The following is a 26,466-nucleotide window of genomic DNA, read 5'->3' on the forward strand; positions in this document are numbered from 1 at the left end:
ATTATTGCAATTCAATAAAAAAAACAGACTCTACAAGTAGAGTCCGTTATATATTGTATTTAAAATTATGCTTTTTGAACGTTAGTAGCTTGGGGTCCACGTTGACCTTGCTCAACTTCAAAAGTAACTTCTTGACCTTCGTCTAATGATTTGAATCCTTCGCTTTGGATAGCTGAGAAATGTACGAATACATCGTCTCCGTTTTCGCGTTCGATGAAGCCAAATCCTTTTTCTGCGTTAAACCATTTTACTTTACCTTGTTCCATTGTTGTTGCCTCCTAGTGTGAATCCACACATTGTGTTACTACCCTTGCTCAATCATTAGACGAAAAGTGTTTCACTTATCAATCTTCCCGAACAAAAATAATTCTTATTAAATATAACAGATATTGTCGGAATCTGCAAGTAAACAAAGCAAGATTATTTATAATGCTAGATGTTAAAAAATTATTAATGCCCTTTTTTGTAATCAAGTAAATTTGTTGAAGGGTTTTTTACCATTAAGATCGTTCATTAAATTCGGCATGAAAATATACCCTGAATAAGCCGTTCTCGTAAAATTCCGTATTTCCGGATGTGTGCGGGTAATGTCCCTCCAATATAATCGGACTTAGGAAGAAGGGATTCAACTCCGGCACTCCGTGTCTGGAACCTTTTTATTTCGTTTGTGTCAATTGATTCAGACATTTCCTTTTTCCAGCCTGCGATCACTTCCGAATCGGTTATATGATCCTTCCAAATTTCCGGAGATCTTCAGGAAATCACAATCCACTCGGGTACCAATTCTTTAACTCTCTGTAATAAAGGTCCATACAAGCCTGGCTTATTATGAGTTTTCTTGGCATGATTCTCCCCCTGCCTATTTTTCTGAATTATACATAAGTTCAATGATATTTCAATTGGGAACAGTGATTGCTTTCCAATCTTGCTATAATACAAATAATTAATGGAATGGGGTGTAATCATGAATGTGAAAGACATATATGGACAGCTGCCTACTATAGAATCAAAACGTTTAGTTATGAGGAAAGTCACCATGAATGATGCAGAAGACATGTTCGCTTATGCATCCAATAGTGATGTATCCCGCTTCGTCACATGGGAAGCCCATCGTTCCCTATGTGATACAAGGGATTTTATCCGATTTGCCTTACAGAATTATGAGGATAAGAAAATCGCTCCATGGGGAATACAATACAAGGAAAGCGGTAAGCTGATTGGCACTATTGACTTTGTTTCATGGCAGGTTGATCATCATAGAGCTGAAATTGGATATGTGCTGGCACCAGAATATTGGGGGAATGGCTTGGTGACGGAGGCAGCCAAAAAGATAATCGAATTTGGCTTCGATAATATGAACCTTGTCCGAATACAAGCCCGCTGCTTTGTAGGAAATTTGGCTTCGGAGCGAGTCATGCAAAAGGCTGGAATGTCTTTTGAGGGAATCATAAGGAAAGGGATGTTTGTTAAAGGAAAGCATGAGGACCTAAAGTTATACTCGATTATTAAAGGTTGATTTGAAAGCCTGCTGATTCAAGGGAAAGAAATATTCTAAAAGGTTAAAAGCGGATTTTACCATGAGTATTGAGTGGGGAAATTTCTTTTCATGATTATTATGAATATAGGAAAATCGAAATCAAACAATTTGTGCAAATATTGAATCAAAAACTATACAAAACGTCTAATGTAAAAAGCCCGTTTGAAAAATATAATAAAACTATGAAATCGTGTTGAAATGGAGGGTTTCTTTAATGACTGTTATCAATGATGTAGAAACGTTGAAAAATTATATCGGTGGCAAGTGGGTGAATTCCACAACATCGAAACATGAGGAAGTGCCTAATCCGGCAACAGGAGAAGCTTTGGCAATCGTACCCCTTTCCACAAAGGAAGATGTCGACCAGGCAGTGCAGGTTGCTAAAAAGGCGTATAAAGAATGGAAAAAGGTGGCCGTGCCAAAAAGAGCGCGCTTCTTATTCCGTTACCAGCAATTATTGATAGAACACTGGGATGAACTTGCAAAGCTGGTCACGATAGAAAATGGAAAAAGCTATACAGAAGCATATGGTGAGGTTCAACGTGGAATTGAATGCGTTGAATTCGCTGCAGGTGCGCCTACCTTGATGATGGGCAGTCAGCTTCCTGATATATCCCCTGGAATTGAATCAGGCATGTATCGTTATCCAATGGGTGTCGTTGCCGGGATTACGCCATTTAATTTCCCAATGATGGTTCCCTGTTGGATGTTCCCGCTTGCAATAGCCTGTGGAAATACGTTTATCTTAAAACCTTCAGAACGGACTCCGCTTTTAGCCAACCGCCTTGTAGAATTACTGACGGAAGCCGGCGTTCCGAATGGTGTTGTCAATATTGTCCATGGTGCCCACGATGTCGTGAATGGAATTTTGGAGCACGAAGACATTAAAGCGATATCATTTGTCGGATCCCAACCTGTAGCAGAGTATGTATATAAAACGGCAGCTGCCAATAAAAAACGTGTCCAGGCTTTATCAGGAGCGAAAAATCATTCAATCGTCATGCCTGATGCGGATTTGGATAATGCCGTAACGAACATAACGAATGCCGCCTTCGGGTCAGCAGGCGAGCGTTGCATGGCCGCGTCGGTGGTTGTTGCGGTAGGCGAAGTGGGAGATTTGCTTGTTGAGAGATTAAAGGCTGCAGCGGATGACATCAAGATTGGCAATGGAATGGATAAGGACGTTTTCTTGGGCCCTGTGATCCGTGATACTCATAAAAAGAGAACAGAACAATATATTGATATCGGGGAAAAAGAAGGAGCGGTTCTCCTTCGTGATGGCAGAAAAGAAGGCGATCAGGAAAATGGCTATTATGTTGGGCCGACATTATTTGACCATGTAAAAACAAACATGAAAATATGGAAGGATGAAATTTTTGCCCCTGTTTTATCCATAGTAAGGGTTAATACGCTTGAAGAAGCAATCGATTTGACCAATAAATCCGAATTTGCCAATGGTGCCTGCCTCTATACGGATAGTGCAAAAGCCATCCGGGAATTTCGTGAAGAAATTGATGCAGGGATGCTTGGTATTAACCTTGGTGTACCCGCGCCTATGGCATTCTTTCCTTTTTCCGGCTATAAAAGTTCATTTTATGGAGACCTTCATGCCAATGGAAAGGACGGCGTGGAATTTTACACTAGAAAGAAAATGTTAACGGCAAGATATTGATAGGAAAAAGGGGTCGACGCTATTTGTGGTCGACCTTCCTTTATAGCTTTATACATTATTATAGGAGGAGTGTGGCATATGCCGGTTAAAAAACAGGGTCATGATCTTAAAACGATGGATGGCAAATATGTCTGGCATCATATGAAAGGGGCTGAACCCAACCCTGGGACAATGGTAGTCCAAAAAGGGCAAGGAGCATGGATTACGGATGTTGATGGGAATCGTTTCCTGGATGGGATGTCAGGCTTATGGTGTGTCAACGTAGGATATGGTCGTACGGAGCTGGCCGAGGCAGCTTACGAGCAGTTGAAAGAGCTTCCTTATGCCCCTTTAACGAACAGCCACATCCCGGCTATTAAGCTAGCAGAGAAGTTAAATGAATGGCTGGGTGGGGATTATGTGATTTTCTTCTCTAACAGCGGTTCAGAAGCAAATGAGACAGCTTTTAAAATTGCTCGACAGTATCATCAGCAAAAAGGTGAACATGGACGTTATAAATTCATTTCCCGTTATCGAGGTTATCATGGCAATTCAATGGGGGCACTGGCAGCTACCGGGCAAGCACAACGAAAGTTTAAATATGAACCACTCGCCCCAGGTTTTCTTCATGTATCACCGCCGGATTCATACCGAAACCCAGAGGATGAAAGCGGTGAAAAAAGTGCGGCTGAAATTGACCGTACCATTACATGGGAATTGGGCGAAACGGTGGCCGCGGTAATCATGGAACCAATCATCACCGGAGGCGGAATCCTGATGCCACCTGATGGATATATGAAGCGGGTAAAAGAAATTTGTGAGAAAAATGGTGTCCTGCTCATTTCGGATGAGGTCATTTGCGGGTTTGGCCGTACTGGAAAGAAATTCGGATTTATGAATTATGATGTAAAACCGGACATCGTAACAATGGCTAAAGGAATCACAAGCGCTTACCTGCCATTATCCGCTACAGCCGTCAAACGTGAAATTTATGAAGCGTACATTGGTTCAGATGAATATGACCGCTTTCGACATGTAAATACATTTGGTGGCAATCCAGCTTCCTGTGCCCTTGCTTTAAAAAATATTGAAATATATGAAAATGAAAAACTAATAGAACGGTCTGAAGAGTTAGGGCTTCGCTTTCTGCAAGAGTTTGAAGAAATCAAATCTCATCCTAATGTTGGGGATGTACGCGGGAAAGGTTTGTTGGTAGGGATTGAACTAGTGGAAGATAAACAGACAAAACGACCGATCGATCTTTCCAAAATCAATAAAGTGATTGCGTCATGCAAAGAAAAGGGGCTGATTATAGGTAAAAATGGTGATACAGTTGCAGGCTTCAATAATGTCCTGACTCTCGCTCCTCCACTAAGTATCACTGAAGAGGATTTCTTATTCATCGTAATGACTGTAAAGCGAACACTAACAGAACTATAAATAAAAAAACTTCAGAAATAGAATAGGTAGCCTTGAAATACGTTTCCTGAAAATTCGGTATATAAATAGAGTTCAATATGTACTTGTTGATTTTCCCTATTTTAACATTCGGTTTTTTTCGGAAATATTTCCTTTTAATTGAGGAAGCTGCGTTTAGTTTTAGCACCGTTCAGAACCTTTGAACGGTGCTTTTATATATGGTCAAAGGACCGGGTATAACGCGTAAAAAAACTCTAAAAGTCTGTGGTTTGTCCATACATAAATTAGCTTATCCCATAGGTTAAATAGAAAATAAATTTCCCTTTCGTGTCTAAAAGTTAGATTTGGAGTAATGGATAAGATTTAATTCCTCTATCACTTAGATTTTTAAAAGGCCGATATTTATTTAAAATACAAGGATAGAAAGAATAAGAGATCTATGACGAATTAAAGGGGGAATTTCTGGAATCGTTTTCCTTGCTTAGTTATAGCGGATGTTTGAAAATGGAATGATAATGATTGGTTGAAAAATACCGATTTCATATTGTCAATATTAACTTCAGAAGAGGTGTGGTACATGAAGAATGAAGATATAACAAAAAAACTCACATTACATACCCCTGAAATTTTAGGTAGTGAGAATTTTTCAAAGTATGCTGTATTGGTTCCGCTTATAGAAAAAGAAGATGGAATCCATGTTCTTTTTGAAGAGCGTTCACACACACTTAGGAGGCAGCCAGGGGATATCTGTTTTCCAGGCGGGAAAATAGACAAGTCGGACCATGATGAACAATCGGCTGCCCTTAGGGAAACATATGAGGAACTTGGTTTGAAAAAAGAAGATATTTATAATGTCTTTCCAATTGATTATTTGGTATCCCCTTTTGGGATGATTGTATATCCTTATGCAGGATTTGTTCGTAACCATCAACGGATAATCCCTAATCCAGCTGAGGTAGAAACCATTTTTAGTGTACCGCTTTCCTTTTTCATGGAAAAACCGCCAGAGATATATCATGTGAAATATAAAATAGAACCACATGAAAACTTCCCCCAAGATTTAATTGTTGGCGGGGAGAATTATAAATGGCAGCCAAAACAAATGGAAGAATATTTTTACTTATATAACGATCGAGTAATCTGGGGAATGACAGCGAAAATCCTTACCCATTTTATAGAAATTCTTCGTTAGACACTTCTAAAGCACCTTTTTTTCTCAAAGGATTTCTATTAAACTTAAATTATGGTAAAAGTTAGGTTTTAATAGAATCGGGGGGATGAGTGGATGAAGAATAGTTTTGAAATACTTGAAAAAGAACGGGAAATGGCAATGGCTGCGCATGTGAACTTCAATGAAAACCGCGAATACTACGATGAAACGAAAGATCAGGAACTTAAGCGAGAATACTATCAAGATGGTTCCTTGGACCGAGAAGGATTGAAGAAACTACTAGTAGCAACCCATAAAAACCAGCTGAACTACTCACCACATCGTCATGTTTACCCTTGGGTTGACTTACAGGAAAATGGCAAGCTGAAAAGCCTGTATTCCGGTAAAGGAATGGATCCTATAGAAGTCATTGAGGAAGATATCCGTATACTAGAAGAGTTGTCAAAAGGGATTGAATCAACGAAGATGGAGAACATGCTCGTTAATTGTGAACATGTCGTACCTCAATCATGGTTCAATAAAAAAGAACCGATGAGGGGGGATTTGCACCATCTGTTCGCCTGCGAACCAACTTGTAACAGTAGCCGGGGTAACTATCCATACCATGATTTTGAGGATTATATCCCAGAAGCATCGGCTGCCGGAATAAAAGCGGGTTGCGGGAAATCGGACGAAGGTAAATTCGAACCTGAATACGGCAAAGGCATTGTAGCGAGGGCTACCATGTATTTTTTACTCAGGTATGAGGGTATCATCGATAACGGCAATATTGACCTGGCACTGCTTATGGAATGGCACCGGCTCTTTCCAGTCAGCACTTATGAAAAACATAGAAACCAGGCTATACATGAGATTCAGGGTAATCGAAACCCATTTATAGATTTCCCCGAAATGGCGGAGAAATGGAATTAAATTATAAAAAAAGGATTGAAGCTGTGGTAAAAGCTTCAATCCTTTTTTAATGAGAGATTTTAAAGGAATTTCACACAAACGGGAAAGGGAACTTGAACATCTTTTTGCAATAATGTTAATTTTCCGTCCTGTTCATTCCGTGCATATAGTGTCAGGTTTCCTGATTGTTCATTAGAAGCGATCAGGAATTTTCCGCTAGGGTCCAATGAAAAATCTCGTGGCCAATGCCCTTCGGAATTGACCAGTTCCACGAATGCCAATTTGCCTGTTTCTTGATTGATTTGGTAAACGGCTATACTATCATGTCCGCGGTTTGCGGCATATACGAATTTACCGTCATCAGAAATATGAATGGCGCTGCCCTGGCTGTTTTCCTTGAAATCTTCGGGAATGGTCCGGACCGTTTGTAATTCAGAAAAACTCCCGGTTAGACTGTCGAAACTTAAAACAATGACTTCTGGTACAAGCTCAGACATGACATACGCAAATTTTCCGTTTGGGTGGAAGGTCAAATGCCGTGGTCCGCTGCCTGGTGCAACGGATAAACTGTTTACTTCTTCCATAATCCCATTATGTATTTTATAAGTTATCACTTTATCTATTCCTAGATCGACTACAGCAATGAATCTTTCGTCCGGTGTGAAACCAGCGAAGTGAGTGTGTGCTTTTTCCTGACGTTCTTCATTAGGTCCGTGACCCTCATGTCGAACAGTGGATGATAAAGGTAAAGGGACCGCGTCGTTCTGAAGCGGATATGATTCAATCACGCCTTCTCCATAACTGGAAGTGACCAAAACCTGTTTCTTGCTGTCGACACTTATATGGCAGGAAGAACCATTTGGTGTCAGTTGTTTGCCCAAGTAGGTAAGCTCACCAGATTCTTCACTTATCGAATAGGCTGAAACTCCACCACTGCCCGCTTCTTTTAAAATGGCGTAGAGATTCTTCTTGTCCTGGCTTATGGCGAGATAAGTCGGATCGGTTAATTCTGCTGCAAGAACCGGTGTACTGAGTTTTCCTTCTGCTGTATCTAAAGTAAAGCGGTAAATGCCTTTGCTGTTTCCTTTTGTGTAAGTGCCAATGTATCCAATTATGGTTTGTTGATCATGTTTTGCCATATTTATCTCCTCCAAGAAAGATTTGTGTTTATTTTTATTTTAACATAGATGATACGCATTATATCCTTTTCCCGGTTTAAGTCGAGTTGGAACCTGATTCATTTAGAAATTACTGGGGCGAGAAGAAAAGAAACGACAAGGGGGTAAAATTTTATCGACTGGCTTTGAGACTTCGATAGGAATATGCCTAAACGCAGAAACGGAAAATAAGCCCTGATCAGTCAGTTTAATTTCCGGGATGACAGGTAACGCCAAGAACGCAAGTGTAAGGAAAGGGTTGAAATGCCTGTTTGCACCGAGTTTCAATGGGGCACCATCGATTCGTTCAATGAATGAACGACATCATATAAGTTCATTTACTCACAATCCAGAAATTGGGGGTGGGAGGGAGGCTAGTATTTTCTCTTTATGAATTACCGCCAATCCACCCTGGGTCTTTTTGATTTCCTATGCGGCCATTAGCATATCTTGGTCATTCGTGCCGGCAATGATTAAATTATGTGAATTATGGGCTACTGTCATGGCAATTGCGCCTGATTTCAATCCGAGCCCTTTTATGATCCCAAGACCTAATTGGTTGGTCAAATGATGCCGTTCAATTACAGCCAGTTTTATATGATCAACTTGTTCAGGGAACTGGAATAGACCATGATTAACCCTAACCGGTTCAATCGAATGCTTTGTAATCAAACTGTTTGTAGTTATTCAATATTAATAGAAGGAAGCTTATTTTTAAAAGGTATCGTCAAATCATCTTCCGTTATTTCATGAAATTGAACGGAGTGCTTCAACTCGTCGTCAATAGCCTGTTCCTTTTCAGCTGGAAAGTTAAGTAAACGATTAGTTTGCACCATAAGCCTCCCTCTTTAAAGACCGAGTGGATGATGACTGAATCAAGATCATCTAATAGAAGGAAGTCTGCCTTGAATCCAGGCGCTATGACACCATATTCCGTTAAACCAAAGCATTCTGCTGCATTTATGGTCGCCATTTGAATGGCGGTAATAGGCTGGACACCTGTTTCTAAGGATAGTCGAACATTGTGATCGATACTCCCCTCAGATAGAATATCATCCAGGTGCCGATCATCGGTGACGAATAAACAACGGCGGGATTTCTTCTCATTAATAGCTGGAACCAGGTTTATTAAGTCTTTGGCAACGGTGCCTTCCCTGATCATAAAGATACATTCCCTTTCGCAGTCATTCTTTTGCCTCCTCCGATGCAGTGCATTCATGATCCGTTTTAATGCCGGCACTCATATAAACATCGAGCTGTTGTTCGGATAATCCAGCTGCGTGGCCATCACTTCGGCTAAACCAATCACTTTTTTGTTTTGGTAAAATGAAATTAAATCTTCACTTCTTAAGGCAGCACGAAAATGTTCAAACGCCGTCGTAGGTACACAATATGGCATCATGAAGTAGAAGTCAAAAGGAAGATGGTCGGATTGTTCAATCATAAATTGAATGCCTTTTTACCAGAAACATTGGCTATTTCAAGGGGTTCTGTAACGATGCAGGTAACACCACGAAAAAGGAGAATGTTTGAGAGTTCAGAATGCCTGACCATCGGAAATTCAATATGGACATGGCCATGGCCATCAATGAATGTAGGGGAGACGAATCTTCCGGCAGCATCAATTTCTGAAAGACGCTCATAACTCCCTATACAGGCGAAAAAACCATCGACGATAGCTATGTCGCCTGTATAGGGCATCACCATTTAATACAACTATTATCTGACCGTTTTTAATGACGCAATCTGCAGGCGTTTTCCCTGCGGCGACATCTATTCTGTAACCCCTTTGGCAAAAATATAACCGATTAATATTTCACTTTTTCAATATAGGTCTCCCATGTTCGGAATGGTAAATCGTGGTTATTAAAAGACATTTGTTCCATTTTAATTATGCGCTTTTCCATTGGCAGGCCAAGTTCCTGATAGATAAAGTGATCATCAAAGCCGATGTGTGCAGCGTCTTCCTTCGTACATGCGTAATAAATGGCTTTTGGACGTGCCCAATAAATGGCACCAATGCACATTGGGCAAGGTTCACAGCTAGTGTATATTTCACAATCTGTAAGCTGAAAGCTGTTGAGGTGCCTGCATGCATCACGAATCGCCTGTACTTCGGCGTGAGCTGTTGGATCGTTGGCTGTTGTGACATTATTACATCCTCTTCCTACAACTGTGCCATCTTTTACAATTATTGCACCAAAAGGTCCTCCGTTCTTTGCCAATACATTTTCATATGCAAGTCGAACAGCCATCTCCATGAATTTTACATCCATTAAAAAACACCCCTTCATATTTAATAAGCCAAAAGCTTACTGTTACTTTTTAACGTGAATACTATAAAAATATACCATTTGAAGACGAAAACTGAAGGGAATTTTCCAAAAAAGGAAATTAATTACTTAACGAGAATAATCAGGAGCGGTATGAAAGAATTTTTTACAAAAAATTATAAAACTGATATTGTTAGAATAAAATCATTAGGATTATGAAGGTGATATTATGGGGTTTTTGGGTGTTCTTTTACCGATATTCGGTATTTTTGTTTTAGGGTTCGTCGGTCAGAAAAAGTTTAAACTTGATACAAAATCCATTTCCACGATGGCATTATATTTAATGTCACCTTTTCTTGTGTTTCGAACCTTTTATTCAGCAGAATTTTCGATTAATTATTTTTACCTGTTCTTATTCACGATAGTACTCTGCCTTTCTCTCGTCTTGGTAGTCTATATTATATCGTTCTTCCGTAATTATACAGTCACTGAAACAAGCGGAATGATTTTGGCGTCCGCATTCATGAATAACGGGAATTATGGAACACCTGTCATTTTCCTGCTATTCGGTGCGGCAGGCCTTGATTATGCAATTATCCTGATGGTGGGTCAACAGTTAGTGATGTGCACTATCGGCATTTATTTCGCAGCGAAGGGCAGTCCGGAAGGAAACGGGGTTCAAACAGCTCTTAAAGCAGTATGTAGGATGCCTATTGTGTATGGGGCTATTGCAGGTGCGGTTTTTCAGTTAGTGAACATTCCATTAAGCAATTCGGTTTTGGAAGCTATTCACCTTGTTGCAAATGCAGCGATTCCGACAATCATGATTACACTCGGGATGCAGCTTGCCAACGTTTCACTGAAAAATATTGCCTACCGAAAACTATCAGTTTCATTGCTTCTTAAACTTGCTGTTTCCCCAGCCATTGCTTTCCTGTTATCACTTGCCTTACCAGTGGATGATATGGTCAGGCATATCATGATCATCGTAGCTGCCATGCCAACGGCGGCCAACACTACGATGTATGCACTCCAATTCAATACAGAGCCTGAATTCGTATCAAGTGCTACGTTCATTAGTACTTCATTAAGCTTGATTACGCTTCCGATCATCTTTTTCTTTGTATTATAGAAGATTATCATTCTAAATATACGGGCAAAATTAATATATGCACGGAGGATTCCTATCAAGTTATAATAAGGGAGGAAACTACAAAGGGATCCGGCGCCCTGGAAAAGGAACGAACTATGGTATTTGGATTTAATGGGAAACGGACAGTTACCGATTTTCGATTATGTACTCTAAGTATGAGCTTACTTTTTTTATTTTTCATTCAACTGTCATATAATTTTCAATGCCTTTGTATTTAATTGGGGAGGGATTTTGTGTTCAAGACTAAAATTAAACTAACTAATCCTGAAAGGATTGATGCCATTTTAAAAGCGGTCGTTCAGAAATCCTATGAAGAAGCACTAGAAGAAAAACTCCTGCTATGCATGGAGTGTGGAGATGTGGATTTTTATATCGCGTATTCAAATAATGAAGAACTCCAAGATGCAATTAATGAAAACTTTGAAATCGATGAATGTGGAGAAATCATGAAATTAGACGAACATCAGGAACTTATGGATGATTTATATGAATATTTCTTGATCATACATAAGGAAAGTGATATGTTTGATTTTTTTCCAGCTGGTTCATATATTGTAGTTGGGGAAAGCCGTGAATCGGATACGGATATGTTGGCGCCAAGTGGTTTATTTTCAGCGCCATTTGAAGATGCGATAATGGATTGACGGAAAAGACAGCGATTGCTGTCTTTTTTTCATTTGAAGCTCGATATGCTTACGGCCCTAGGCGTTCTTTGCGCCTGTGGGTCACCCTTGGACACGCTTTTCTGCAGGGGAGACTTCTACCTTCCGTTCCAATCAACTGGAACGTTTTAAGAAAAAACTGTAGGCTAGGTCTGATCCCGAACCCTTAATTAAGACTAGTTTATACTTTATGGTTTTTCCCTGTTTTATGAAACACTCATTAAATTGACGAAATTCGCGAAACTCCTGCCTAATAACTGGCTGGCGGAGGCCTCACAGACGCTATCGGCGAGGTGCCTTGTCAGACAGTTGGCGAAAAGGGGACGGATTTCTGAAATCAACTGGTATGTTATGTAAGGATCCGACCAAGGGTATGGCATTTACCGGGAGGGTAGCAAGGAATCTTAGAGATGGTGAATACAAAAATATGAATCTTTTGCTTTTAATAACCGTATATATAAGAGGAAGAAAGAAGGTGGTATTTATGTCGGAAATTAAACCAACCAACAGCAAAGCGATTGTATCATTAATCATGGGGGTGTTGTCCCTGCTTATTCCATTCATCGGCATCATATTGGGTATTCTAGGTTTAATATTTGCATCGAAGAGTAAACAAGAAATTAATCTTACTGGTGAATCAGGAAATGGTTTAGTGACAGCTGGTAAAGTGTGCAGCATTATTGGAATAATCCTTAATGTTATCGTGATTTTGATTTTTCTGGTGTTTTTTTGTTTCGTAGTAGATACGGACATAACAACCTATTGAATGTAAAAATAATCTTGACAAACAAAGAAAAAGTAAGTAAATCTATTTTTAATAGAATTTCATGTTATAATTAACTAAAATGCTATATATTGTATGAAGGGATGATATTTTGACCATTCAAATATTTGAGTATCCAGCCGTATTCTATTATGAAAAACACCCATTGATTATCGACTCTTTTTCCGTTCAAGTTTGTTTCCCGGATTTTAGGCGAGAAGGAATTATTTCTACCGTTAGCGGTAGGAATCGGGTAGATGCCTTAGCTTGTGCTCAAGAATTATTGGAATCCATGGTCGAACATTTTATTCATGATAAAAAAACAATACCGGATGCAAGTGATTTGGAAAAGGTAAATCTAGATAGGGGAATTAATATATGTGAGGCTGCACCTTTCAGGATTGAAATAGAAAATATCACATATGAAAAATAAAAAAACCTTGCCGGGTAGAGGACAAGGTTTTTATTTTGCATTTCTTGAAGGGTTAATCATACTTTATCACCCGGAATGTCAGGTTATAAGAATGAAAATCTATACAAAAATGGATCGGTGGTTCTAATAGCCCTAAATCATCAATTTTTTTACATAAGTACATGATCCTTTTTGTAAGGTTAGCTCCGGCATTTAATTTTTTTTACGAAAAACCATCATTATCTGTAAAGGAATGATGGTTTTTTTCGCTTCAAATTTCTTTGATTGAAACGGTGTCATTAATTATTTTTAATTTTTAGGGAAAGGATATTGCGTTCTTTATAACGAATATGTATAGTATAGTTAATATAGGTAAAAAGTATCAATAGTTAAATATTTTGGAGGTGTATGAGTGAAATATTATATAGCATCAGACGAAAAAAATTTGAAGCAAGTAAGGTCATTGATCAAGAAATTGACTTCAAAAGGATTTACATGTGTGAATGCCTGGAATTTAATTGAGGATGATGAGAATAACCCAATTGCTGAAGGTATTGGAGAATATGAAAAAAGGGGGATTGAGGAAGCTGATTTCATGCTGATCTTCCTAACTGCAGGCAAAGGCAATCTTTATGAGCTTGGATATGCTTTATCATTAAATAAGAAAATTATTTTGTATTCACCTGAGAAAGACAATTATCATATTAATAAAAAATCAATTTTTCATAATCTGCCCGAGGTAACCATCTGCAGTGGGACATTTTATAAACTGGTTAAATTGATACATACGCTTTCTCCGGAAGGATCTGAAAAAAATGGTTCACTGCACCTTAAATAATTGTCAAATGTAAAATTAAAGGGCTACCCTCTAATAAAATATCTTTTGAACGAACTGTTTAATGTATTAAAAATGAGGGTAAAGACCATTAAAAAAGGGAGAGGACTATTTTGGCCATTATTGATATCGACCAATTATTGCTAGCGACTGAAGAGATTGCAGAAGAATCAGTTCCAATCCTTATTGATACATTTGACATTGATCAACTTTTAGATAAAACGGATTACTGGAATTGGTAAAGCAAAGCATGCCCAGTGAGGATATGCTTTTTTTTCTGAGTGAAATTAACCTGATTACCAGTATGAACATAATACAAGTAATCAGGCAATAAGGATATTATAAAGAATTGGGTAATTTAAAACTTGCGTCCTTTTACGAATCCTAAAATCACAAACATTGCGATGGTGCCGATAACAAAAATTGACTTAATGGATAATATGAGAAGTTCATCGTACATTTGTATTACCTCCTTATATGTAATGCAGTGCAATTATAATTAGCTGTTTATGTAAAAATTATAACATAAAGCCAATAAGTGGTGGTGGGAAATTACAGACAATATGGGTAATAATGTATGGTTTGTTACAGTTTAGACAAAAAAAAATATCCTCTAATCAGGGGATATCAGTAGTAGTAATTATTTAAGTCCAAGTGCTTTTTTTGTTTGTGGTCCGACGACCCCATCAGATGTAAGATTTTTAGCCTTTTGAAATTTCTTTACAGCCATTTCGGTATTTTTTCCAAATCCCCCATCAATTCCTTTAGTGCTGTATCCAAGTTTCGTTAATCTTTTTTGTAGCTCAATTACTTGGGGGCCACTACTTCCTTTCTTCAGGAAAATGTAGGTATTCTGTACAGGTAGGCTTTTAGATCCGCTCACCTTATATCCATTCGTAGCAGCTATGGAAGCAAATGATTTATTCGAACTGGCAATTAAGACAACAGTGTTCATTCCCACTTTATCGTACAGCCATTGAACATCATCGTTATACATGCGAATACAACCGGCACTTATATATTTGCCAATGCTTTTAGAATCATTATTGCCGTGTATTGCGTAAGTATTACCTGGTGTATTCCGTGCATTTATCCCCAGCCATCGTTTCCCCAGAGGGTTTTTTGGATCTCCTCCTTTTATGTTGCCTTTATAATAGGGACGATTCACAATCTTTGTCACGACCTTGAACTTTCCTTCAGGAGTATAGGAGGCTTTTTTTCCTGTCGCCACGATGAACACCTTCACCAATTTATCATTTTCATAATAGGCTAGCTGGTTATTGGCTTTATTGATGATGATCAGTTGTCTTGCCGCTGCACCTGAAGTATTGCTGAACGCAACAAAACTAAAAGCGAATATCAATACAAATACAATTAACTTTTTCATGTTTTTCCCCGTCCCTCTTTTATGCAACCTACATTCACACATATACTATCCTATGCATGAAGCGAAGCTATGGTGACAATTTTTTTTAGGAAGGGTAGACTACAAAAGGGGAAAGTTAACCCCAACCACTTTTTACATTTAGCATTCCAAAGGAGATGGGCACTATTTTTGGCCATTTTTCATACATTATTGAAGTGAAACCGGAGGTGGGAAAGAATTGTCACGCCTAAAAGTGGAGGACTATCTAGAGCAAGGAATCTACGGTCCAAAAGAAATCAAGCCTGAAGAACGAAGGGAATTCCTGGGTACATTACGGGAGCGAGTCGTCATCGTCCTAAAAAAAAGTCAAGTCTTTGAAATGAATGTATATCCGGAGATTGAGCAAATGATGAAGCGGCATCCCCGTTCAAATTTGTTTTTAAATGGTCAGATGGACTATCAATATCTAGGGAAATATATTAAATTGGCAATAAGTCATAATATTCCTTACAAAATTGTTCTCAACAAAGACCATAACTCCGATTTGGGTCTAGTACTAGCAGAAAATAATGCCATAAACAATGAAGTAATTTATATTGAGAAGAAAAATCAAGCCATTCAAGTAATAAAAAAGAAAAGCGTCAAAGCGTTTTTCAAACGGTGGATTAAAAAAATATTTAACAAACACTGAAGAACAAAGCCTAAAAATGAGTCAAAGATGTTTAATATCTGAATTACTTTATTTACAGGAATTCGAGAGCATCGTGCATTTTTTAGACAAGAGCTAGAAGATTATATACATTCCTGCAATCATCAACGAATCAAGCTGAAATTTTAAGGCATGGGCCCGAGATTATCGGGTTCATGCTGCCTAACTAAATATCTTCGCTTAGCCCGTAAACTACCTTTGCTTTATCTTGCGGCCGGACATTATTCTTTTCTGAAATCAGGCACTTAATTTTTAAAATTGGCAATCTCGATCCATACTTATTACACCTATTGAAAACAAAAAAAATCGGATAAGGCAGTTTGTAGACAAAAGGGGTTCGGAATTAAAACATTCCGAACCCCTTTTGAAATTCCCTTTGAATTTTTCTCAATTTTTATGGAATTGGGTCTCTACGAGCTGTTAGGCCATTTTTAGACCTTGCCAGGACCAATTGGCCATCTTCTTTACTTTCATTGCAGGGAAAGTGAGCATCGCCTGATCGACAATTTTTAAGTCCCCTTAAAGGAGTCCAACGCATACCATGCTTTTCTTTTGCATCTGCTTGCAACAGCTTCTGGTTTCCCAACTTTTTCAATTACTTGTCCAACAAGTGGCTCTAAGATGTGACTATCATGCGTATTTCCAGGTGTACAATTGTCCCCAAAACAATGGCGGCCTCCATTTTACGAGCCAAATGGTTCGCTGGATCAGTTGATCTAAAGTAATCTTTTCAAGTTGATCTCGCTGAATAGAATCATGTTTAGAAAGCATCCTTATCACCTCAAGTTTTAATCCTTCTATTTTAAAACATGGTTGTTTTCACATACTTTGTTGCTATTTACCAGGTAGTGAGTTGTGGTTGATTTCCCCTCCAGATGCTCGCTTTCCTTGGTGCGGGCGGTGAGCCTCCTCGGCGTAAACGCCTGTGGGGTCTCACCTGTCCCCTGCTCCCGCAGGAGTCTCGCACCTCCGCTCCAATCAACCTTAAATAGTTTCGTTTTATAAACAACAATCTTTACGAAAAGAGCCTAAAACAAAAAAGACCGCAGGCAAAAGTGAACTGCCCCGTAAATGTTAGACACCAAACTAACATTGCCATGTTCTTTAAATTGAGCCTCCCAATTCTTTATTAAGTATTAGATTAACAATATATTTCAGTGGCAACCGTTGAAAAAGAATCCTTTCCTTTTATGGAAAAACAGCTATTACATTTATCTTAATGAAGAATTGGTCATAAAAAAACCTCCAATTGTTAGATGGTGATCAACAATTGGGGTGCAGTTCTAGGATAGGTCCCCTTAAATTGGTGGATATAACGGGAGACAACCATTCCTGATTATGTGATCCTTTTTCGTAACCTATAAAACTTCCTGAAGTTTCCTATAATCGTTTTTACTACGGAATAAGTGGGGATAGCTATTAAAATGCCAATGAAACCATATATTGATCCTGCAGCAAGCAGCAATAAAATAATCGTCAGTGGGTGAATGTTGAGCCGTTTTCCCATAATATTCGGTGTAACCAAGTGCCCTTCGACCTGTTGAACGACTGTAAGTACAATGAGCACTTTCACTGCCAATCCAATGTCTTGCTGTAAGGCGATGAAAAGGGCAGGGATGATGCTTATAAATGGACCAAGGAATGGTACAACAGTAAAAATCATGGCGAATAGGGCTAATACGAGTGCATAATCGAGACCGATAATAAGGTAGCCAATATACATCAAAGTCCCAATGACGATTGATACGATGAATTGTCCGATAATATAAATTGATAGAGCTCTATCAACGTCTTTTAAAATCGTGTTCCCCTCTGATTCTACGTCGTTCGGAATAAATTTTAATAGAAATGGTCTTAGTTTATCTCCATCTTTCAAGAAATAAAACAAAATGAATGGTGTAATGACCAAAACGGTCAATACACTAGTGATCGTGGAGAAAATAGTATGGACATTCCCTAAGAGTTTTTCCGAGTAATCTTTTAAATGTGTGACCGCTTTTTCTTTCAGATCTTCCATATTAACCATGCCAAAGTCATTTTTTTCAATTATATCTTCGGATTCTTTAGAGAATTCCTTGACTTTGCTTGGGAGGCTTTCAGATAATTTTTGAGATTGGTCCACAATTACAGGACTTCCAAAGTAACTTACCATCCCAATCATGCTGAATATAATCAAAAAGACGATGAAAATGCTAAAAGTCCTAGGGATATATTCAGTTAAAAAGTTAACGACTGGCCGTAATATGTAGTATAAAAGCCCAGCCACTATAATAGGGAAGAATATAGCTGCAATGGTTTTTTGTAGCGGGAGCAAAACATAATCAATCTTACCTAGTAAAAATATAATTAAAATGATCAAAATTATTCCACTTGCATATTTAAAAAACGGTTTATTGATCCACAAAACAATCCCCCCCTAATTCCATCTCTTACTTGATTCCCTTATTTGGCTTCATGTTAAACTATATAACTTGTTCAGTTTCCTATGACCAGTAACAGGGCTGGAATTCGAATTTCTTTTACTTTTGAAGTTCCCATATTTTTGACGGGCGCCAAGGTAGGAAAGGGGAGTCTATCCAGATGCTTGTGAAGATTTATATTTATTGGATAATGTTCAAAAAACTAAAAAAAGGCATCATCAAGTTAACCACCGTTTTTGGAAGTTTACTTGAGAAATGCCTTTTTGCCAGGTCATAAGATACTTGTTATAAATTAGGATATTTTACTTAATGTATTCGTTAATCCTTGTTTCTGTCTTCTTTGCATTTTTTTAATGTCCAAACGCAACCAGATAGAGATGGCGAATGCTATCGTAATTAATACGGCGAAAACGTAGAATACCGGGATATAACTGTTCGTACTTTCCCTAATCGCAGTAACCAACATTGGTCCGCAAACTCCGCCTAGAGACCATGTAGTTAAAAGATACCCGTGAATGGCCCCAATTTCCTTGGTTCCAAATAAATCCCCGGCAAATGCAGGTAGATTTGAAAATCCTCCCCCATAACAACTAACGACTAACAGGATGAGTCCTTGGAACAATAGTGTATTTGTAGTAGTTGGAAGTAAAAGGAACGCTCCAATTTGTATGATGAAGAAAATGACGAAGACATTTGGACGGCCTATATAATCAGAGGCCGCTGCCCAGCCAAGTCTACCTCCGCCATTAAAGATTCCCATAATACCGACTAATGTTGCAGCACCTGCCACAGAAAGCCCAACAACGTCTTGAGCCATAGGTGAAGCTACCGAAATCATCATGATACCCGCACTTGTATTAATTAATTTCATTGACCATAACATCCAGAAGTGTTTAGTTTTAACCGCTTCTTTTGCAGTTAATTGCCTTAGGTCTTTCTTCAATTCTTTTTTACCGGACTCAATATCTCTCATCATTCCTTCAGGTAGCCAGTTAGCCTTTGGAGGTGCAATATAGGTTGCACCTAAGAACATTAGGATGAAATAGCCTGCGCCTAAAATATAATAAGTTGTATAAATGCCAAGGGATTCCATTAGGCTTGCAGCTACTGGGGCTGTTATGAGGGCTCCGGCACCGAAACCTAATACTGCCATCCCTGTCGCCAATCCCCTGCGATCAGGGAACCATTTAACTAAAGTGGATACTGGTGAAATGTACCCGATCCCCATACCAAGACCACTTAAAACCCCATATGTCAATAGGTAAAGTGGTAGTGAATCGACCATTACAGCCAACCCGGAACCAGCTTGTCCTAAACCGAATAATAAAGCAGCAACCAAAGCTGATTTTCTTGGACCATTTTTTTCTACAAATTTCCCAAAGAAGGCTGCAGAAGTTCCTGCAAGCGCCATCATTATTGTGAATGCTAACGTGACTTCAGTTTCTGACCACCCCATAGTCTCAACCAAAGGTTTTTTGTATACGCTATATGCGTATGCACCACCAATGGAAAGGTGAATAGCGATAGCGGATAAAGCGATTAACCACCTGTTTTTTGTCATGTTGTTACCCCTTCTCGTCAAAAATAATAAAGTACCATGCGTTTTATCTATAATATTTTGATTTGCATGCGTTTTAGCTATCTTGGGGATAAGTATATAAGATTATTTTTTAGTAGTAAACTACTAAATTGAATTTAACAACAAATTTGTATCTATGTACCATAATGGATTGAAATTGGAATATATCTAAAAACCCATTCATGACCCCACTTTATGAAATGGTATAAAAAGTGTTTCATTCCTTATATGTTCCTTGTTAATATACATATAAGTATTAAGTTGAGTATCGGTTCGGATGCTGTAGCTCAAAGGAATCCGCTACACTTCTTTTTAAAGGAGTGGAAACGACAAGCGGATTACTGCCTGTTCCATGTTGAAAGAAATTTCACATTGGCATTATTGTTGATAATTTGTTAAAATTAACCCTAATATTCAGGAATTCAAGAAACCTGAACGAACAACCGGTTTTGATATTTATTGAGAAGTTTTAGGAATAATCGGTTCTTTTTTCAGGAATCATAGTAGGAAGTCTAACTCGTTTATTTTAAAAAATTCCGAAAATTTGGTCAAAAGGCTTGAACTATGATTCCTGATAGGAGTAAACTAATTAAAGATAGATTTTATGGAAGTGAAATCTTGTAAATTTATTCAACAAGGGGTTTTGGTAATGAAGGAACATGACATGCAAATCACGCTTAGTACAACAAAGAAAGAAAAACCACAGGCGGACCAGCTTGAGTTCGGTAAGCAGTTTACCGATCATATGTTTATTATGGATTACACACAAGGGCAAGGGTGGCATGATCCAAGAATTGTTCCTTATCAACCGCTCGCACTAGAGCCGTCAGCTATGATTTTCCACTATGGTCAATCTGTTTTTGAAGGATTAAAAGCATATGCAACACCAGAAGATGAAATAATCTTATTCCGTCCGGAAAAGAATTTCCAACGCTTAAATAGTTCAAATAGCCGATTGTGCATACCGGATATCGACGTTGATTTTGCATTGAAGGCCTTAAAAACTTTAATTAGCGTTGATAAGGAGTGGGTTCCTCAGGCAGAAGGTACATCCTTATATATCAGGCCATTCATAATTGCTACTGAGCCTTACCTTGGAGTTTCTCCATCAGAAAAATATCAGTTCATCATCATCATGTCACCTGTAGGTTCTTATTATAAAGAAGGCATTCATCCAGTGAAAATAGCCGTGGAGTCAGCTTTCACACGTGCAGTTAATGGTGGTACAGGAGAAGCTAAAACGGGCGGGAATTATGCATCGAGCCTTAAAGCCCAGGAAGTATCCGAAAAGATGGGTTATGCCCAAGTTCTTTGGTTAGACGGGGTAGAGAAAAAATATATTGAAGAAGTTGGAAGCATGAATGTTTTCTTCAAAATTAATGGTGAAATCATCACTCCTGCTTTAAATGGAAGTATCCTTCCAGGTATTACCCGTGATTCCATTATAGAATTGCTTAAACATTGGAATCTTCCCGTGACGGAAAGACGTATTTCCATGGAGGAAGTCAAAGAAGCATATAAATCAGGTCATCTGGAAGAGGCCTTCGGAACGGGTACAGCCGCGGTTATATCGCCAATTGGTGAATTTTTATGGAATGGTGAAGAAATGATCGTTCAAAGCGGGGAAACTGGGGAACTATCTAAAAAGCTTTATGATACACTGACAGGTGTCCAAACAGGTAAAATTTCAGACGAGTTAAATTGGACTGCGAAAGTTGAAGAAAAAGTGACTCAATGATACTTAAACAAAAAAACCTTCTTTGAAGGTTTTTTTGTTTTTACATAATCATTTTGTGCCTTATTGCAACAGCCACCGCCTCAGTTCGGTGATTCACTCCTAATTTCCTGATTGCAGAAGAAATATGATCTCTGACAGTAAATTCACTAACGCTCATTTTTGATGCCATTTGCTTTAATCCTAAACCATTGGCTAAATATTGAAGGACCTCCGTTTCACGTTTACTTAGAAGGTAAGTGGGAGGAGCCGAATCCAATGTTGAACTGACAGCCAGTTTCAAATAATGGGACAGCTTCATTAAATCATTCTTTGTAACTGGCTCGTTTGCCTGAATGGGGTCAACCAAAACAAAACCGATGACCATGTCATTTACAATTATCGGTATGATTGCCAATGATGAGATGGAAAATTTTTTAACGTATTTTGCAGGAATGGAGGATTGCGCATGTTGAATGGTTAAGTATATGGGTTTGTTATGGATGACAGCTTGGTGGATAGGGTATATATCATGAATGTTTTCTTTAATATTATGTAATGAAAAAGTATCTTCACCAGTACATGCGCATATTCCTTCACCCACTCCTGTTAAACATGAGTAACTGAATAAAGATGCACGTTGAAAAGAAAAAAAATTCACACAGCCCTTTACAATCATTTGTGATTTATTTGCCATATCCTTTTGTTGGGAAATCTTTTTTACATGATTCATCAGGGTTTCCTCAAGCATTCGACTTTATTCCTCCCTACATTTTCAGTGCTAGGATAAATGCTAGTAATATCTTACAATATAATGAAAACTCTTACAAATTAAATAATCCCTTATGGATTCAGAAGTTTTCAGATCATATTTCAAGGAGGCATTTACATGAAAAGAAAGAATTTAACGACCACCAGCCGGAGTTTTAGAGAAAATACCCTACCATTTAAACTTTATCAAAAGGCAAAGAAATTCGGTATATGGAATCCCCGTGACATTGATTTCAGCCAAGATAAAGAAGATTGGAAGTCATTTACTGATAATGAAAGGGAAGTATTATTACGGATCATCTCTCTTTTTCAGGGCGGAGAAGAAGCCGTGACTTTGGATTTGCTCCCCCTCATTATGACGATAGCCAAAGAAGGTAGAATCGAGGAAGAAATGTACTTAACGACATTTTTATTCGAGGAAGCGAAGCATATGGAGTTCTTTCGACATACATTAGATCAAGTTGGTGAAAAGGGTGATTTGTCGGTTTATCACTCAGACATTTATAAATCCATTTTTTATGAAATATTGCCGGAAGCGATGGGGAAACTTTTATCAGACCAATCCCCTGAAGCATTGGCAGAAGCGGCCACTGTTTATAATATGTTTACAGAGGGCGTTCTTGCAGAAACTGGATATTTCGGGTTCTATCAGACTCTCGAAGCTAGTAAAATGATGCCTGGTTTATTAAAGGGCGTGGGTCTTTTGAAAAAAGATGAATCACGCCATATTGCTTATGGGACTTTCCTGCTGCAGAGAATCATCAGTGAACATCCACATATCTTTAAACAAGTTGAAAAGAGGATGGAGGAACTTTCACCATTGGCCATCGCGCTAAATACAGAGGGATATGATCGGTTAGGCAATCCATTTGGTAATGACAAACAAGCTGTTTTCGATTTTACCATGAAACAATTATCAATACGGATGGAGATCTTGGCAAGGGCAAAAGGAAAGGGAATTGAAGAAATCTATCAAAGTAACGTAAAGGAATATGGAGTTTTGTGAAGCCGATACAGGTTACTATGCTGCATTTCTGATTTTGGATGCAAAAGAAGGATTCCACAATGAATGGACACCAGGAACATGGAAGCTCGAATTGAAAAATCTTAATCGTAAATAAAGACAAATTTATCTTAGGTGAATGGAAATCCTAGTTTCGGGTTAATGCCTTAGATTTACAGTGGTCCCAATACTCGTTCAATCATTCCGGACCTAGTCAATGGTCATGAGGCCCATAGGATTATTCTCGTGAGTGATGTAGGTTTGGAAAATGCAGGTGTCGTTAAAAAGTTCCGAAATTTTTGAGCAGACTTTAGGCACCAAAGCTTAAATAGTTGGGCAGTTTCTCGATGTTACACAAGATGCAGCAAGTGAATGTTGTTATAACCGGTTGTCATGGAGTAAATTCCCGAAGTAATACCCTGCCATAGACCCATTGAGAGCCAAAGCCTTTAAAGTGAAAATACATGATGAAGATTCAAAAGGGATCTTAGCGAAAGTGGTAGAGAAGCTCCGGGTTTCCTATTTGATCTTGGGCATCCTCTGACTTCAGTGATATGGAATTAGCAAGACACATATGGAGAGAATGCTGACTGCAATATTGAGGGATACAGCTGCCACTAACTATCCGAAGTCGTCGGAATTAATAAGCTCAGAAATTTCAAGAGTTTTACCCGTAACCATCATTACTTTTTAAAAAAAGCCACCCAAGAAGGGTAGCTTTTTTGCAAGTGCAATAACTGCCCTCCATCATGATAAGTCCCAAAATATTCGTTTTGTCAGTTTTCGATGATATGCCTACTGAAGCGAGCGTAACATTTTGGATTGAAAGGTTAATGTTTTTTTCCTAAGTTTTCCTGTGCCATCTTTATAAGTTCCTTGACCATGCCGCCTCCTAACTTTCCGCCTATTTTTCCATTCTGCTTGGATGTCAGCTCACCGTTATAGTCTTTTTTCAGCGGTACGCCAATATCTTTTGCTACTTCAAACTTGGCCTCTTCAGGATTCTTTGTACCAGCAACTTTGGCTTTTAAATCATCGAGTCCTTTTCGCGCTTCAGCTACCAGAATTTTTTTTCTCCTTGCCATCAAGCATCACTCCTTGTTTTTTGTTAGGTTAACCTAAAGGAAAGAAAATGATTATCATGCGGAGTCAAATGTTTTTTTGCTGAACCGGTATTACATTTCTTGAGTGGGAATTGGAATCATAATGGAACGGGGAGGCACTTATCAAATCTTAAATAAAGAAGAATTTACATGAGGTGTACCTGATTGTGGTGATTGGCAGTTCGAGAGATGTTTTAGTTTATTTATAGCGGGTATCATTTAGTAAAACGATTTAAGGAGACCAATGATGCTGACTGTTAATTCAAATTTGTTAACGAAAGAAGATATGACAAATCCCGATCGAGTGCCCCAATGGCTAATTAAAGAATATCAAACTTTCCATAATACAGTGACGGATAAAACGTTTCCTTGTTATTTTGGTATGAAAGCTGAAAATAAAGGGGAACTTCGTTATGCTTATATCACACAGGAAGATTGGTCCAATCTTCCAAAAGCAGTGGAAAGCTTTCTAGATTTATTTCAAGAACCACCATACATCAGGCATGGCCTGTTTGTCTTTATGGAGCCTGAACAAATAGAGGGAGATATAGGACTGTACCGAAAAAAGTTTTGGGATATCCTGCAATACCTACATAAAGAGGATAAAAAACCTTGGCCAATTAAAAAGCCGAAAGATCCCGAGCATTATTTATGGGACTATCATTTTGCAGGTGAACCAATCTTCGTCTTTGGCAATGCACCTGCTTATAAACAGCGAAAAACCCGTGATTTAGGAAATAGCCTTGTTCTTGGATTTCAACCCCGGATGATTTTTGAAGGATTAGAAGGAACGGAAAAAGGCGGGATTATGTCACGTGAAAAAGTTCGTGAACGAGTAGAGGAATGGGATAACCTGCCTAAACATCCTGATATCAGTCATTTTGGTGATGTAGATCATAATGAATGGAAACAATTTTTCATCGGGGATGATATAGAGCCGATAAAAGGGAAATGTCCCTTCCATCATAAAGAGTTAACTTAACCGAGGGCAAATTGCTCTCGGTTTATTATGACTTTAGGGTTGTAAAAAAACCAAGAGAAAATTCCTGAAATGCCCATTTCAATATAAAAAACATATTTCTTGCCTTCTTGGATTATCAGTCTTATAATGTGAATGTAGTAATTGCAGTTAATTCGAGATATATGGATTGAATGTTTATTTTGAAACTGCACTATTTTTTCCTGGCAAAAATATAAAAATTAACTATTGGGGGAACTGACAATGTCTAAAGTATTATTTGTAAAATCAAATGACCGTCCAGCGGATCAAGCCATTAGCGTGAAAATGTATGAAGCTTTTTTAAACACATACAAGGAAGCGAATAGTAACGATGAAGTAACTGAATTGGACTTATTTAAACTGAACTTACCATACTATGGAAATACAGCAATTACTGCCCTTTATAAACGCAGCCAAGGTATGGAATTGACTGAGGAAGAAGTGGAGATTGCTGATATCGTGCAACAATACTTGAATCAATTCCTTGCTGCCGACAAAGTGGTATTTGCCTTCCCACTATGGAACGCAACTGTACCAGCCCCACTTGTAACATATATTTCTTATCTTGCCCAAGCGGGTACAACTTTTAAATACACTGCTGAAGGCCCAGTTGGTCTTATTCCTGAGAAAAAAGTGGCTGTACTTAATGCTCGCGGATCGGATTATGCTTTACCTGGAATGGAAGCTGCTGAAATGGCAGTGAAATACGTAACGATGAATTTAAAATTATGGGGCATTACGAACCCGGAAACAGTTGTTATCGAGGGACATAATCAATATCCAGACCGTACACAGGATATCGTTGCAGAAGGATTGGCAAAGGTTGCTGAAACTGCAGCAAAATTCTAATTGATAAAAAGGAAAACCAGTATGTATT

At 38.5% G+C, this 26,466-nt stretch carries 27 protein-coding genes and 2 pseudogenes; 16 read left to right on the plus strand and 13 right to left on the minus strand.

The window, feature by feature from the left end; all coding sequences use genetic code 11:
* Nucleotides 1–65: 65 nt before the first annotated feature.
* Nucleotides 66–266 (minus strand): cold-shock protein, encoded by a 201-nt coding sequence (locus SB775_RS21100; RefSeq protein WP_029714163.1) that lies wholly within the window; start codon nucleotides 264–266, stop codon nucleotides 66–68.
* A gap of 698 nt (nucleotides 267–964) precedes the next feature.
* On the opposite strand from SB775_RS21100, the gene SB775_RS21105 reads away from it, so the two are divergent.
* The 5 genes from SB775_RS21105 (at nucleotide 965) to SB775_RS21125 (ending at nucleotide 6,690) form a co-directional block, all read left to right on the plus strand.
* A complete protein-coding gene (locus SB775_RS21105; protein ID WP_089364256.1) occupies nucleotides 965–1,516 on the plus strand; it encodes a GNAT family N-acetyltransferase in 552 nt (183 codons plus the stop codon).
* Between the two features lie 235 nt (nucleotides 1,517–1,751).
* On the plus strand, nucleotides 1,752–3,209 hold the full coding sequence (locus SB775_RS21110; protein WP_410863151.1) for a CoA-acylating methylmalonate-semialdehyde dehydrogenase: 1,458 nt from the start codon (nucleotides 1,752–1,754) through the stop codon (nucleotides 3,207–3,209).
* A gap of 78 nt (nucleotides 3,210–3,287) precedes the next feature.
* Nucleotides 3,288–4,628 carry an aspartate aminotransferase family protein gene (locus SB775_RS21115; RefSeq protein ID WP_289320276.1) on the plus strand — a complete coding sequence of 447 codons (1,341 nt, stop codon included), beginning with the start codon at nucleotides 3,288–3,290 and terminating at the stop codon, nucleotides 4,626–4,628.
* A 556-nt stretch (nucleotides 4,629–5,184) separates the two neighbouring features.
* Nucleotides 5,185–5,799, plus strand: a complete 615-nt coding sequence (locus SB775_RS21120; protein ID WP_089364254.1) for an NUDIX hydrolase — start codon at nucleotides 5,185–5,187, stop codon at nucleotides 5,797–5,799.
* 93 nt (nucleotides 5,800–5,892) lie between these two features.
* The gene (locus tag SB775_RS21125; RefSeq protein WP_061463414.1) at nucleotides 5,893–6,690 is read left to right on the plus strand and encodes an endonuclease I family protein; all 798 of its coding nucleotides are present in this window, start codon (nucleotides 5,893–5,895) and stop codon (nucleotides 6,688–6,690) included.
* A 59-nt stretch (nucleotides 6,691–6,749) separates the two neighbouring features.
* Here SB775_RS21125 and SB775_RS21130 read toward each other — a convergent pair whose 3' ends face one another.
* The 6 genes and pseudogenes from SB775_RS21130 to SB775_RS21155 form a co-directional block, all read right to left on the minus strand.
* On the minus strand, nucleotides 6,750–7,808 hold the full coding sequence (locus SB775_RS21130) for a lactonase family protein (protein ID WP_410863153.1): 1,059 nt from the start codon (nucleotides 7,806–7,808) through the stop codon (nucleotides 6,750–6,752).
* Nucleotides 7,809–7,910: 102 nt separating this feature from the next.
* Nucleotides 7,911–8,498: pseudogene (locus SB775_RS21135) on the minus strand (adenine deaminase C-terminal domain-containing protein).
* Nucleotides 8,499–8,595: 97 nt separating this feature from the next.
* Nucleotides 8,596–8,988 (minus strand): amidohydrolase family protein, encoded by a 393-nt coding sequence (locus SB775_RS21140; RefSeq protein ID WP_410863154.1) that lies wholly within the window; start codon nucleotides 8,986–8,988, stop codon nucleotides 8,596–8,598.
* Nucleotides 8,989–9,066: 78 nt separating this feature from the next.
* A complete protein-coding gene (locus SB775_RS21145; protein WP_410863155.1) occupies nucleotides 9,067–9,270 on the minus strand; it encodes a hypothetical protein in 204 nt (67 codons plus the stop codon).
* Nucleotides 9,267–9,530, minus strand: coding sequence for a hypothetical protein (locus SB775_RS21150; protein ID WP_410863156.1), 264 nt, complete (start codon nucleotides 9,528–9,530; stop codon nucleotides 9,267–9,269). The genes SB775_RS21145 and SB775_RS21150 overlap by 4 nt, the downstream gene beginning before the upstream one ends.
* A gap of 104 nt (nucleotides 9,531–9,634) precedes the next feature.
* A complete protein-coding gene (locus SB775_RS21155; RefSeq protein WP_289320283.1) occupies nucleotides 9,635–10,102 on the minus strand; it encodes a nucleoside deaminase in 468 nt (155 codons plus the stop codon).
* A 226-nt stretch (nucleotides 10,103–10,328) separates the two neighbouring features.
* Between SB775_RS21155 and SB775_RS21160 the strand changes: the two genes are divergently transcribed.
* The 6 genes from SB775_RS21160 to SB775_RS21185 all read left to right on the plus strand — a co-directional run bounded on the left by SB775_RS21160 (nucleotide 10,329) and on the right by SB775_RS21185 (nucleotide 14,166).
* Nucleotides 10,329–11,231 (plus strand): AEC family transporter, encoded by a 903-nt coding sequence (locus SB775_RS21160; RefSeq protein ID WP_410863158.1) that lies wholly within the window; start codon nucleotides 10,329–10,331, stop codon nucleotides 11,229–11,231.
* A 254-nt stretch (nucleotides 11,232–11,485) separates the two neighbouring features.
* The gene (locus SB775_RS21165) at nucleotides 11,486–11,896 is read left to right on the plus strand and encodes a hypothetical protein (protein ID WP_410863160.1); all 411 of its coding nucleotides are present in this window, start codon (nucleotides 11,486–11,488) and stop codon (nucleotides 11,894–11,896) included.
* A 502-nt stretch (nucleotides 11,897–12,398) separates the two neighbouring features.
* Nucleotides 12,399–12,680, plus strand: a complete 282-nt coding sequence (locus SB775_RS21170) for a DUF4190 domain-containing protein (RefSeq protein ID WP_061466093.1) — start codon at nucleotides 12,399–12,401, stop codon at nucleotides 12,678–12,680.
* Nucleotides 12,681–12,789: 109 nt separating this feature from the next.
* Nucleotides 12,790–13,110, plus strand: coding sequence for a type II toxin-antitoxin system HicB family antitoxin (locus tag SB775_RS21175; protein ID WP_061463409.1), 321 nt, complete (start codon nucleotides 12,790–12,792; stop codon nucleotides 13,108–13,110).
* 391 nt (nucleotides 13,111–13,501) lie between these two features.
* Nucleotides 13,502–13,927: a nucleoside 2-deoxyribosyltransferase gene (locus SB775_RS21180; RefSeq protein ID WP_089364246.1), complete on the plus strand. Its 426-nt coding sequence runs from the start codon at nucleotides 13,502–13,504 to the stop codon at nucleotides 13,925–13,927.
* Between the two features lie 110 nt (nucleotides 13,928–14,037).
* Nucleotides 14,038–14,166, plus strand: coding sequence for a hypothetical protein (locus SB775_RS21185; RefSeq protein WP_284149524.1), 129 nt, complete (start codon nucleotides 14,038–14,040; stop codon nucleotides 14,164–14,166).
* 398 nt (nucleotides 14,167–14,564) lie between these two features.
* On the opposite strand, the gene SB775_RS21190 is transcribed toward SB775_RS21185, so the two are convergent.
* On the minus strand, nucleotides 14,565–15,311 hold the full coding sequence (locus SB775_RS21190; protein WP_061463407.1) for a L,D-transpeptidase family protein: 747 nt from the start codon (nucleotides 15,309–15,311) through the stop codon (nucleotides 14,565–14,567).
* 217 nt (nucleotides 15,312–15,528) lie between these two features.
* On the opposite strand from SB775_RS21190, the gene SB775_RS21195 reads away from it, so the two are divergent.
* Nucleotides 15,529–15,981, plus strand: coding sequence for a YueI family protein (locus SB775_RS21195; protein ID WP_410863162.1), 453 nt, complete (start codon nucleotides 15,529–15,531; stop codon nucleotides 15,979–15,981).
* A 438-nt stretch (nucleotides 15,982–16,419) separates the two neighbouring features.
* Here SB775_RS21195 and SB775_RS21200 read toward each other — a convergent pair.
* The 3 genes and pseudogenes from SB775_RS21200 to SB775_RS21210 form a co-directional block, all read right to left on the minus strand.
* Nucleotides 16,420–16,561: pseudogene (locus SB775_RS21200) on the minus strand (IS5/IS1182 family transposase); the annotation flags it as partial.
* Nucleotides 16,562–17,335: 774 nt separating this feature from the next.
* Nucleotides 17,336–18,403 (minus strand): AI-2E family transporter, encoded by a 1,068-nt coding sequence (locus SB775_RS21205; protein WP_410863164.1) that lies wholly within the window; start codon nucleotides 18,401–18,403, stop codon nucleotides 17,336–17,338.
* A gap of 308 nt (nucleotides 18,404–18,711) precedes the next feature.
* Complete coding sequence (locus SB775_RS21210) at nucleotides 18,712–19,980, minus strand: L-lactate MFS transporter (RefSeq protein WP_410863166.1); 1,269 nt, start codon at nucleotides 19,978–19,980, stop codon at nucleotides 18,712–18,714.
* A 667-nt stretch (nucleotides 19,981–20,647) separates the two neighbouring features.
* Here SB775_RS21210 and SB775_RS21215 point away from each other — a divergent pair.
* Nucleotides 20,648–21,736: a branched-chain amino acid aminotransferase gene (locus SB775_RS21215; protein ID WP_410863168.1), complete on the plus strand. Its 1,089-nt coding sequence runs from the start codon at nucleotides 20,648–20,650 to the stop codon at nucleotides 21,734–21,736.
* 40 nt (nucleotides 21,737–21,776) lie between these two features.
* Here SB775_RS21215 and SB775_RS21220 read toward each other — a convergent pair whose 3' ends face one another.
* Nucleotides 21,777–22,463, minus strand: a complete 687-nt coding sequence (locus SB775_RS21220) for a response regulator transcription factor (RefSeq protein ID WP_061463402.1) — start codon at nucleotides 22,461–22,463, stop codon at nucleotides 21,777–21,779.
* 138 nt (nucleotides 22,464–22,601) lie between these two features.
* On the opposite strand from SB775_RS21220, the gene SB775_RS21225 reads away from it, so the two are divergent.
* Nucleotides 22,602–23,489 (plus strand): R2-like ligand-binding oxidase, encoded by an 888-nt coding sequence (locus SB775_RS21225; protein ID WP_410863170.1) that lies wholly within the window; start codon nucleotides 22,602–22,604, stop codon nucleotides 23,487–23,489.
* Nucleotides 23,490–24,316: 827 nt separating this feature from the next.
* Here the strand turns inward: SB775_RS21225 and SB775_RS21230 are convergent.
* Entirely contained in the window at nucleotides 24,317–24,571 is a 255-nt protein-coding gene (locus SB775_RS21230) for an alpha/beta-type small acid-soluble spore protein (protein ID WP_061463398.1), read from the minus strand.
* Between the two features lie 265 nt (nucleotides 24,572–24,836).
* Between SB775_RS21230 and SB775_RS21235 the strand changes: the two genes are divergently transcribed.
* The gene (locus SB775_RS21235; RefSeq protein WP_061463397.1) at nucleotides 24,837–25,571 is read left to right on the plus strand and encodes a YqcI/YcgG family protein; all 735 of its coding nucleotides are present in this window, start codon (nucleotides 24,837–24,839) and stop codon (nucleotides 25,569–25,571) included.
* A 225-nt stretch (nucleotides 25,572–25,796) separates the two neighbouring features.
* Complete coding sequence (locus SB775_RS21240; protein WP_061463396.1) at nucleotides 25,797–26,438, plus strand: FMN-dependent NADH-azoreductase; 642 nt, start codon at nucleotides 25,797–25,799, stop codon at nucleotides 26,436–26,438.
* Nucleotides 26,439–26,466: the final 28 nt, after the last annotated feature.

This window comes from Peribacillus sp. SIMBA_075 (assembly GCF_046534585.1).

Bases quoted from the DNA above. Each gene is read 5' to 3' on its own strand.
- SB775_RS21100 (WP_029714163.1), bottom strand. From the start codon at position 266: ATGGAACAAGGTAAAGTAAAATGGTTTAACGCAGAAAAAGGATTTGGC.
- SB775_RS21105 (WP_089364256.1), top strand. From the start codon at position 965: ATGAATGTGAAAGACATATATGGACAGCTGCCTACTATAGAATCAAAA.
- SB775_RS21110 (WP_410863151.1), top strand. From the start codon at position 1,752: ATGACTGTTATCAATGATGTAGAAACGTTGAAAAATTATATCGGTGGC.
- SB775_RS21115 (WP_289320276.1), top strand. From the start codon at position 3,288: ATGCCGGTTAAAAAACAGGGTCATGATCTTAAAACGATGGATGGCAAA.
- SB775_RS21120 (WP_089364254.1), top strand. From the start codon at position 5,185: ATGAAGAATGAAGATATAACAAAAAAACTCACATTACATACCCCTGAA.
- SB775_RS21125 (WP_061463414.1), top strand. From the start codon at position 5,893: ATGAAGAATAGTTTTGAAATACTTGAAAAAGAACGGGAAATGGCAATG.
- SB775_RS21130 (WP_410863153.1), bottom strand. From the start codon at position 7,808: ATGGCAAAACATGATCAACAAACCATAATTGGATACATTGGCACTTAC.
- SB775_RS21140 (WP_410863154.1), bottom strand. From the start codon at position 8,988: ATGATCAGGGAAGGCACCGTTGCCAAAGACTTAATAAACCTGGTTCCA.
- SB775_RS21145 (WP_410863155.1), bottom strand. From the start codon at position 9,270: ATGATTGAACAATCCGACCATCTTCCTTTTGACTTCTACTTCATGATG.
- SB775_RS21155 (WP_289320283.1), bottom strand. From the start codon at position 10,102: ATGGATGTAAAATTCATGGAGATGGCTGTTCGACTTGCATATGAAAAT.
- SB775_RS21160 (WP_410863158.1), top strand. From the start codon at position 10,329: ATGGGGTTTTTGGGTGTTCTTTTACCGATATTCGGTATTTTTGTTTTA.
- SB775_RS21170 (WP_061466093.1), top strand. From the start codon at position 12,399: ATGTCGGAAATTAAACCAACCAACAGCAAAGCGATTGTATCATTAATC.
- SB775_RS21190 (WP_061463407.1), bottom strand. From the start codon at position 15,311: ATGAAAAAGTTAATTGTATTTGTATTGATATTCGCTTTTAGTTTTGTT.
- SB775_RS21210 (WP_410863166.1), bottom strand. From the start codon at position 19,980: ATGACAAAAAACAGGTGGTTAATCGCTTTATCCGCTATCGCTATTCAC.
- SB775_RS21215 (WP_410863168.1), top strand. From the start codon at position 20,648: ATGAAGGAACATGACATGCAAATCACGCTTAGTACAACAAAGAAAGAA.
- SB775_RS21220 (WP_061463402.1), bottom strand. From the start codon at position 22,463: ATGCTTGAGGAAACCCTGATGAATCATGTAAAAAAGATTTCCCAACAA.
- SB775_RS21225 (WP_410863170.1), top strand. From the start codon at position 22,602: ATGAAAAGAAAGAATTTAACGACCACCAGCCGGAGTTTTAGAGAAAAT.
- SB775_RS21230 (WP_061463398.1), bottom strand. From the start codon at position 24,571: ATGGCAAGGAGAAAAAAAATTCTGGTAGCTGAAGCGCGAAAAGGACTC.
- SB775_RS21235 (WP_061463397.1), top strand. From the start codon at position 24,837: ATGCTGACTGTTAATTCAAATTTGTTAACGAAAGAAGATATGACAAAT.